General features: G+C 68.8%; 5 protein-coding genes. All 5 read right to left on the reverse strand.

Annotated elements, in window-relative coordinates:
• Window positions 1–36 precede the first annotated feature (36 nt).
• Window positions 37–1,392, reverse strand: a complete 1,356-nt coding sequence (locus QSJ95_RS24825; protein ID WP_069864777.1) for an MFS transporter — start codon at window positions 1,390–1,392, stop codon at window positions 37–39.
• A gap of 89 nt (window positions 1,393–1,481) precedes the next feature.
• Window positions 1,482–3,092 (reverse strand): WS/DGAT/MGAT family O-acyltransferase, encoded by a 1,611-nt coding sequence (locus tag QSJ95_RS24830; protein WP_285645949.1) that lies wholly within the window; start codon window positions 3,090–3,092, stop codon window positions 1,482–1,484.
• 130 nt (window positions 3,093–3,222) lie between these two features.
• Complete coding sequence (locus QSJ95_RS24835) at window positions 3,223–4,026, reverse strand: lipase family alpha/beta hydrolase (RefSeq protein WP_052267699.1); 804 nt, start codon at window positions 4,024–4,026, stop codon at window positions 3,223–3,225.
• Between the two features lie 34 nt (window positions 4,027–4,060).
• On the reverse strand, window positions 4,061–5,761 hold the full coding sequence (locus tag QSJ95_RS24840; RefSeq protein ID WP_285645952.1) for a long-chain-fatty-acid--CoA ligase: 1,701 nt from the start codon (window positions 5,759–5,761) through the stop codon (window positions 4,061–4,063).
• A 489-nt stretch (window positions 5,762–6,250) separates the two neighbouring features.
• Window positions 6,251–6,732 (reverse strand): transposase (locus QSJ95_RS24845; RefSeq protein ID WP_285645955.1); only part of this gene is annotated, 482 nt, incomplete at its 5' end.

Consider the following 6,732-nt stretch of genomic DNA (forward strand, 5'->3'; position numbering starts at 1 on the left):
GGATCGGCGATGACATGTCTGTTCCTCGGGGCCGGTTCAGGCCGGCTGCTGCGGCGCCGCCAGGGCCTTGCGCATGCCCAGGGCCATGGCCAGGGCGGCGATCACGAACAGCGCGCAGAGCAGGTAGATGGCATCGTCCAGGCTGCCGGTGCGGGTCTTGATGGCGCCGACCACGGCCGGGCTGATGCCGGCGACGCTGGCCAGGGTGTTGACCAGGGCGATGCCGACAGCGGCGCGTTCGCGCGCCAGGTAGCGGGTGACCATGGCCCAGAACACCGGGGTGGCCGCCACCAGGGCCGAGCCGCCGGTGCTGATGGCAACCAGCGTCCAGGCCAGGCTGCCGTTGCCGATGGCCCAGGCCAGCAGGAGGAAGCCGGCGGCGGCGACGACGAAGGCCCAGGCCCAGTGCAGGCGCTGTTCGTCGCGGCGGTCGGAGCGGCGGCCGTACCAGAACATGGCGAACAGGGCGAAGACGTTCGGGATGACCGCGTAGAGGCCGACCAGCTGCAGGTCGGCCACGCCCAGCTCGCGGATGATGGTCGGCGTCCAGAAGGCCAGGAAGTAGCCGGCGCAGCCGGAGACGAAGGCGCCGAAGGCCAGCAGGTAGACCCGTGGGTCGCGCAGCGCCGCGGCCAGCGCGCCCTTGCCGTGGCCGCCGCCGTCGACGTCGGCGCCGGTGGTGCCCTGCACGCCCTGGCGCACCAGTTCGCGCTCGTCCGGGGTCAGCCACTTGGCGTCCTGCGGGCCGTTGGGCAGCAGCCACAGCACCAGCAGGCCGAGCAGCACCGTGGGCATGCCCTCGATGAAGAACATCCACTGCCAGCCTTCCCAGCCGTGGGCGCCGTGCAGGTTCTTCAGGATCCAGCCCGACACCGGGCTGGTGATGAAGGCCGCGGCCACCTGGGCCATGCAGAAGAACGCCAGCACCCGGGCGCGGCGTTGCGGCGGGTACCAGAAGGTGAGGTAGAGGACGATGCCGGGGAAGAAGCCGGCCTCGAACACCCCGAGCAGGAAGCGCACCACGTAGAACTGGGTGGGCGTGGTGACCAGCAGGGTGGCGCTGGAGGCCAGGCCCCAGAGCAGCATGATGCGCATGATGGTCAGGCGCGCGCCGATGCGCTGCAGGAGCATGTTGCTGGGCACTTCGAAGAGCACGTAGCCGACGAAGAACATGGCCGCGCCGAGGCCGTAGACGGCGTCGCTGAAGCCCAGCGAGGTCTTCATCTGCAACTGGGCGAAACCGATGTTGGCGCGGTCGATGAAGTTCAGCAGGTAGCAGATGAACAGGAAGGGAATGAGGCGGCGGGTGATCTTGCCGTAGACGGCTTCGGCGTCGCCCTGGGGCGCCAGGGTGGCCTGTGCCGCGGCGGGCGCGCTGATGACTGTGGACATGCGAGGCTCCGGGGTGGGGTCTACCGCGGGTTACCGGCCGCCGCCACGGGGCCCTCGTGGGGCCGCCGCGCGGCGGACCGGCGCCGGGATCACTGGACCTGTGTGGCTTCGGCCGCTGCCGGCTGCGGCGCGGGGCTGGGCTGTTGCGCCGCGGCGCCGTTCGCCTTGCGCCGCGGCGGGGCCGCCGGCCGGGCCTTGGGCAGCGCCTTGGCGGGGTTCCCGGCCTTGGCTGCCGGTTTGTCCGCGGCTTCGCCCTGCTTGCTGGCGACGGCCTTGGCGGCGGCGCTGTGCTTCTGGCTGGCCGGCTTGTCGACGCCCTTGTCCTGCGCTGCCGCGGCGGCCTTTTTGCGCGCCAGTTCGAGCAGGCGGCGGTGTTCGGCCAGCAGGTGGTCGCCCAGGTCGTTGAGGTCCGGCAGGGCGCGGCGGCAGGCGATCAGGCCGTAGTCCAGGCGGTCGTGGTAGCTGGTCACGGTGACGTTCAGCGCCATGCCGTGGGAGGGGATGGACACCGGGTAGTAGCACAGCACCTTGGCGCCGGCGAAGTACAGCTGGGCGGGGATGCCGGTGACGTTGGAGATCACCAGGTTGGCCGGCGGCGGCATCCAGTTGGCCAGGCGCGAGCGGCCGTACATGGCGGCCATGCCGGAGAGCAGCCAGGGCGCGGCGAAGATCGGGAAGTCCATGGGGATGGCCGAGCGGAACTTGTTCATCGCCGCCTTGCGCTGCGTCGAGGAGGCGTTGATGCGCTGCAGGCGCTGCAGCGGGTCGGCCTCGTCGGTGGCCAGGTCGACCACCAGCATGCTCACCTGGTTGTTGGCGGTGTCGTCGCCGGGGGCGCGCAGGCTCACCGGCGCGGCGGCGGTCAGGGGCTTCTCCGGCAGCTCGCCGCTGGCCTTGAGGTAGCGGCGCAGGGCGCCGGAGACGGTGGCCATGACCACGTCGTTGAAGCTCACGTCCAGTTGGCGCGCCATGTCCTTGATCTCGGCCAGGGGCACGGTGCGCCCGGCGAAGCTGCGCTGGTTGGTGATGGCCACGTTCAGCGGGGTGCGCGGGGCCAGCAGCTTGCGCGGGTCGAGGCTGCGCCAGTTGCGCAGGTTGCCGTCACCGATCACCGGCAGCATGCTGCGCCCGGCGCGCAGCATGTCCGGCAGCATCTTCGCCAGCTTGACGTACTGGCGGCCGGCGTTGCCGATGGCCGCCCCGGCCAGTTCGGCGACGCCGAGCTGGTACTGGTTGCGCCGCAGCCTGGGCTGCGCCGGCGGGATGACGCGGCCGCTGGGCACGTCGTCGAACAGCGAGCGGACCAGCTCGATGCCGGCCTGGCCGTCGACGTTGGCGTGGTGCACCTTGGCGTACAGCGCCACTTCGCCGCTGCGCAGGCCGTCGATGATGGTGACTTCCCACAGCGGCCGGCTGCGGTCGAGCAGGCTGGCGTGGCTGCGCGCCACGGCCTGCTGCAGCTGGCGGTTGCTGCCCGGCTTGGACAGAGTGATGTGGCGGATGTGGTGCTCCAGGTCCAGCTGTTCGTCTTCCACCCACACCGGGTCGGACAGGTCGAAGGGCATGAACGCCAGCTTGCGGGTGAAGACCGTGGCCAGGTGCAGGCGCCCGGTCAGGTACTGCTTGACCTCCTCGAAGAAGTCGCCGTCATAGCCCTCGGGGAGTTGCAGCACATGCAGCGAACCGACGTGTGTGGGCATCTCGGCCGATTCCATGTGTAGGAACAAGGCGTCCATCCCGCTCAAATGTTTCATTGCATCACCAACCTTCGTTCTTGTCGTTGCAGGGAAAGTACTCGCAAGGCCCATTGCCGCCGGGCCGGTGTTCCCCTCAGCGCCGGGGGGCGTGGAAGGGATAGAGCGCGCGCTTCAGGCCACGCGGCCGGAACTTCCGCCATTGGTCCTGCGCTTGCGCCAGGCGGTCGCCGATGGCGTACCAGACCAGTGGGTGTACGCCCAGGCCGATATGGCTGGCGCAGTTGACTTCGATGTTGTCGGTCAGGCGCCCCCGGCGCTCGACGCTGCCGCCCCAGCCGACGATGCCGTCGGCGCGGCTGTAGATGGAGGTGGTGGGCACCGGCGGCGCCTCTTCGCCACGCTCCTCGCTCTCGCGATTGAAGCTGCGCACCAGGCGGTACAGCTCCCAGGCGTTGGTGCTGGTCTGCGGCGGGCCGTACAGCGGGCTGCCGAGGGTGATCACCTGGCGCACGCTGCCGGGCATGGCGCGGGCCAGTTCGCGGGCGAAGATGCCGCCCAGGCTCCAGCCGATCAGGCTGACCTTGCGCCCGGACGTCTCGTGCAGCTCCTGCAGCTGCGCCAGCAGGCGCTCGACCACGCCACGGCTGGGGCCGCGGTTGAGGCCCTGGCCCCAACCGTGGGTGTCGTAGCCGCGGTTGTCGAGGAAGCGCCGCAGGGGCAGGGTGGTGCAGTCGTTGGCCATCAGCCCGGGCAGCACCAGCACGCTGTGGCCATCGCCGCGCGGCACGTTGAGCAGCAGCCAGGGCATGGCCGCCGGGATCGAGGCCCATTCCAGCAGGGCGCGCGACTCCAGCGCCCAGAGCATGGGCGAGGGGCGGCGCTCCACCGGGTACCGGCGGAAGGGGGCGGTGAGGGACTCGTAGAAAGCGGCGGGCATGATGGCGGTTTCCTTGTACGGGGGTACTACGGGTTCAGTTACCGGCGCTCGCTTGAGCGGCGGCGATTTCGTCCTTGAGCAGCTTCTTGGACAGTTTGCCCACGGCGGTCTTGGGCAGGTCGGCGCGGATTTCCAGGGCCTGCACCATCTCGTGCTTGCCCAGGCGGTCCTTGAGGAAGTCCTTGAGCGCGTCGAGGTCGAAGGCCGCATGGCCGGGGCGCAGCTTGACGTAGGCCTTGGGCGACTGGCCGCGGTAGGCGTCGGGGATGCCCAGGACCATGACTTCCTCCACCGCCGGGTGGGCGTAGATGGCTTCCTCGATCACCCGCGGGTAGACGTTGAAACCGCCGCACAGGAGCATGTCCTTGGTGCGGTCGACGATGTAGATGTAGCCGTCCTCGTCCATGTAGCCGACGTCGCCGGTGCGGAAGTAGCCGTCGTGGGTGAAGGATTCGGTGGTGGCCTGGGGGTTGTTCCAGTAGCCGCGCATGATGTTCGGCCCGCGGATGGCCAGTTCGCCGTTCTGCCCCGGCGACACCTTGCGCCCGGGGTCCTCCAGGTCGAGGAAGCAGATGTCCACGCCGATGTGCGGCACGCCGCAGGAGCCGGCCTGGGGCCGCTCGGCGGGGGTGAAGGTGCCGCCGGTGCAGGTCTCGGTCATGCCCCAGCCCTCGGTGATCTGGCAACCGGTCAGGGCCTTGAACTGCTGCATCAGCTCCACCGGCAGCGGGGCGCCGCCGGAGGCGCAGATCTTCAGGCAGCGCAGGTCGTACTCGCTCACCTGCGGGTGGCTGAGCAGGGCGGTGAACATGGTCGGCACGCCGGGGAAGCAGCTCACCCGGTTGTCGTGGATGTCGCGCAATACGGCGCCGGCGTCGAAGCGCGTGTGCAGGCGCATTTCGGCGCCCGCGGCCACCGGGAACAGCAGGCAGCCGACCATGGCGTAGACGTGGAACAGCGGCAGCACCACCAGGATGCTCTCGCGGCCTTCGTGCAGGCGCTGGTCGTTGTCGACGTTGATCATCATCACCTGGGCCGCGGCGGCGCCGAGGTTGGCGTGGGTCAGCATGGCGCCCTTGGGCAGGCCGGTGGTGCCGCCGGTGTACTGCAGCACGGCCAGGGCCTCGTCCAGCGGCGGCAGGGCGTGGGGCTGCCAGTCGCCTTCGTTGTCCAGCAGCTGTTCGAAGGGCAGGCATTGCTCGCTGTAGTGCACCTGGGCGAGCTGGCCCTCCTGCTGCAGGCGGGCGCGGATCTCCCGCGGCTGCGCGCCGAACTCGCCCAGCGAGCCGACCACCAGGGTGTGCAGGCGGGTGCTGTCGAGCAGGCGGGCCATCAGCGGGTAGAGGCTGTTGAGGTCGAGGGTGACGAGGATGTCGGTGCGGCTGTCCTCGATCTTGTGCGCGAGCACCTCGCCGGCATCCAGCGGCGAGTAGTTCACCACGGTGCCGCCGGCGCGCAGGATGGCGAAGAAGGTGATGACGTATTGCGGCACGTTGGGCAGGTACAGGCCGACGTGGACGCCGGGGCCGACGCCCAGGTCCTGCAGGCCCTTGGCGGCGCGGTCGATCAGCGAGGCGAGTTCGCGGTAGTCGATGTTGCGGCCCATGAAGTCGATGGCCGGGCGGTCGGCCCAGCGGCGCACCGAGTCATCGAGCATGTCCAGCACGCTGAGGCCGGAGAGGTCGGTGTTCCAGCGCACGCCGGCAGGGTATGAGCGAGTCCAGGGGGTTTGCACTTGCTGGTGTCTCCTTATTGTTTGCAAGCATGGTGAGGCTGCGGCGCTTGTATGAACTGTCCGGAATTTGCGGCTTGGAGAAAGTGCCGATGGTGGGGGCTGGCGTTCGTGCCAAAGGCTGATGAGCGGGGGATGGAGAGGCTCTGGGGCGGGGGTTCTGGCGTGATCAGCGGCGTAGAGGGTGGGGGATTCATGGGGGTTATGGGGTGGTTGGCGTGGGGGGATAAGCAGTTGTGGTTTGAGGCTGTTGTGTCCGCCGTTCGCGTTGTGCTCCTGCAGATTGGCGGGGGGGGCCTGTAGGAGCGAGCTTGCTCGCGAATGGGGTTTGCCGGGGGCGTAGGTGCTGGGTTGAAGAGCGCCCTCTCCCCAACCCTCTCCCGCAAGCGGGAGAGGGGGCTGTTCGGAGTGGGGGGGAGAATCCTGAGTCATCCTGATACGCCTCACATCACCCCGTCATTCCCGCGAAGGCGCACTGCTGTCCGGCACGCCTCATGCTATTAACAGCTGCCCCTGACGCAGGTTGATCTCGCGTATTCGCTCCTGCCGTCGTCGGTAACGTTCGGCCTCCAGGCCTGGGCGCTGAAACAGCGTTGCCTGTACCTCCACCATCAGCATCCACAGGCTTTGCCGCGTTCCCGTCCTGCGTTGGTAAAGGTTCAGCAGCAAGTAGCTGATCAGCGCACAGAGAATCTGGAGGCGCACGGCATTCTCGCTACGACCCAGGAAACGCCTGACCTTCAGGTGTTGCTTGATCCATTTGAAAAACAGCTCGATCCGCCAGCGATCCCGGTAGCGCTCGGCGATTTCTGCCGCCGGGCTGCTCAGGTCGTTGGTCGCCAGGCTCAGAGGCGGCTCATCGCCTGGGCGGTTCACCAGGATCCGCCGCAGGGGCTGGGTGTAGTGATTACGCCGTCGGCCACCTGGGTTGCGGTTGGAGAAGTTCACCTCTTCGTCTCGCAGGATCGTTTCCC

The sequence above is a fragment of the Pseudomonas sp. NBRC 100443 genome (genome assembly GCF_030268185.1).
In the GTDB taxonomy this organism is placed as follows: Bacteria; Pseudomonadota; Gammaproteobacteria; order Pseudomonadales; family Pseudomonadaceae; genus Pseudomonas; species Pseudomonas citronellolis.